This window comes from Thioalkalivibrio sp., from assembly GCF_041685615.1.
Taxonomy (GTDB): Bacteria; Pseudomonadota; Gammaproteobacteria; order Ectothiorhodospirales; family Ectothiorhodospiraceae; genus Thioalkalivibrio.
In genome coordinates, this window is sequence record NZ_JAWLFK010000006.1 from 1 (window position 1) to 2274 (window position 2274).

A 2274-nucleotide genomic window follows, 5' to 3' on the forward strand; every position below is an offset into this window, starting at 1 on the left:
TTCACCTTCTGCAGCGGCACGTGGCCGGGGCCCTCGATCATCACCTGCACGTCATGCGCCCAGGCCTTCTGCGTCAGCTCGCCCAGGGTCTCCAGCTCGCCGAACTGCGCGGCGTCGTTGGCGTCGGCCAGACAGCCGGGGCGCAGGCCGTCACCCAGCGAGAACGAGACGTCGAAGGCCTTCATGATCTCGCAGATCTCGTCGAAACGGGTGTAGAGGAAGTTTTCCTCGTGGTGCGCCAGGCACCACTTGGCCATGATCGAGCCACCGCGCGAGACGATGCCGGTCACCCGGTCGGCGGTCAGCGGCACGTACTGCAACCGCACGCCGGCATGGATGGTGAAGTAGTCCACGCCCTGTTCGGCCTGCTCGATCAGGGTGTCGCGGAACAGCTCCCAGGTCAGGTCCTCGGGCTTGCCGTCGACCTTCTCCAGCGCCTGGTAGATCGGCACGGTGCCGATCGGCACCGGCGAGTTGCGCAGGATCCACTCGCGGGTCTCGTGGATGTTCTTGCCGGTGGACAGGTCCATCAGGGTATCGCCGCCCCAGCGCGCGGACCAGACCAGCTTCTCGACCTCCTCCTCGATCGAGGAGGTGACCGCCGAATTGCCGATGTTGGTGTTCACCTTCACCCGGAAATTGCGACCGATGATCATCGGCTCCAGCTCCGGGTGGTTGATGTTCGCGGGGATGATCGCGCGGCCACGGGCGATCTCGTCGCGGACGAACTCGGACGTGATCGCCTCGGGGATCGACGCCCCGAACGACTCGCCGGCGTGCTGGCGCAGCAGCTTCTTGTAGCGCGGGTCGTTGCGCAGCTCCTGCAGGCGGTTGTTCTCGCGGATGGCGACAAACTCCATCTCCGGAGTGATAACCCCCTGGCGGGCGTAGTGCATCTGCGAGACGTTCGCCCCGGACTTCGCCCGGCGCGGCGGGCGGATGTGTTCGAAGCGCAGGCTGGCGAGTTCCGGGTCGGCGGCGCGGGCGCGGCCGTATTCCGAGCTGGGGCCGTCCAGCCATTCGGTATCCGCGCGCTCGTCGATCCACGGGCCACGCAGATCCGCCAGGCCCCGGTGCAGGTCGATGGTCGCGTCGGGATCCGTGTACGGACCGGAGGTGTCGTAGACCGGGATCGGCGGGTTCTCCTCCGGGGTGCCGGAGGTCAGCGTGGGGCTTTGCGCCACCTGCCGGAACGGCACCCGGATGTCCGGGCGCGACCCCTGGACGAAGACCTTGTCGGAACTGGGGAACGGGCGCGTGACGTCGGCGGAGACCTGGGCGGTCTTGCGGGCGAAGGACTCGGGGATGGCGCTCATGCGATGACCTCTGCAACTCGGGCGTGGCGGCAGAGGGATCGGAACGGGCCGGACAGACTGCGAACGAAGCGCGCGGACTGGAACGAGCACCGAGCTTCCCTCCGCCAGTGTGAACTGGTTCAGGTTCAAGGGGACTCTCTCAGCCCGCGTCCATGGCGGGCACCCCCAGCTCTGACGAGACAGTGTAACGCACCACGAACGGGGGTGGGCTTACAAGACCGCGCGTGTTCCGGTGTTTTGCGTTAGATTATCGGTTTGTGACAACCTTCGTCCCGCCATGTCTCCCAAGAACTTCGTCTTTGAACTCTTTGGCCGTTCCCCGGTGCGCCCGTTGCAGGCGCACATGGAAAAGGTGCGTGCCTGCATTGCCGAGCTCCCCCCTTTTATGGAGGCCATGGCGCGCGATGACTGGGAAACCGCGCGCGAGCAGCAGACAAAGATTTCCAAGCTGGAGCGCGAGGCCGACCGCCTGAAGAAGGATCTTCGCCTGCACCTGCCCAAGGGCATGATGCTGGCAATGTCCCGCCGCGACGTGCTCGACACCCTGCTGATCCAGGACCGGATCGCCAACATGGCCAAGGACATCGCCGGGCTGATGCTGGGCCGCCAGATGCAGTTCCCCGACAACATGGGCGAGCCGCTGAAACGCTTCCTCGACCGCAGCGTGGATGCCGTCGACCAGGCCGGCCGGGCGATCAACGAACTCGACGAACTGGTGGAGGCCGGCTTCCGCGGCCACGAGGTGGAGGTCGTCAACGGCATCCTTACCGAGCTGGACCAGATCGAGCACGAGTCCGACGAGGCGCAGCGGGAGGTCCGCGAGATCCTGTTGACCCAGGAGGCGGAGTTGCCACCGGTGAACGTGATCTTCATGTACCGCGTGATTGACTCGATCGGCGAACTGGCGGACCTGGCCCAGCGCGTGGGCAGCCGCCTGCAACTGATGCTGGCCAAGTAA

General features: G+C 65.9%; 2 protein-coding genes and 1 riboswitch. Of the genes, one reads left to right on the forward strand and one right to left on the reverse strand.

Annotated elements, in window-relative coordinates:
* A partial coding sequence (gene thiC, locus ACESLR_RS02035; protein ID WP_373024126.1) for a phosphomethylpyrimidine synthase ThiC occupies positions 1–1316 on the reverse strand: 1316 nt, incomplete at its 3' end.
* A 79-nt stretch (positions 1317–1395) separates the two neighbouring features.
* Positions 1396–1493, reverse strand: a riboswitch (TPP riboswitch).
* 100 nt (positions 1494–1593) lie between these two features.
* Here thiC and ACESLR_RS02040 point away from each other — a divergent pair.
* Complete coding sequence (locus ACESLR_RS02040; protein WP_373024127.1) at positions 1594–2274, forward strand: TIGR00153 family protein; 681 nt, start codon at positions 1594–1596, stop codon at positions 2272–2274.

What these genes read in the sequence shown, in the direction of transcription:
- ACESLR_RS02040 (WP_373024127.1), top strand. Translation starts at nt 1,594, where the DNA reads ATGTCTCCCAAGAACTTCGTCTTTGAACTCTTTGGCCGTTCCCCGGTG.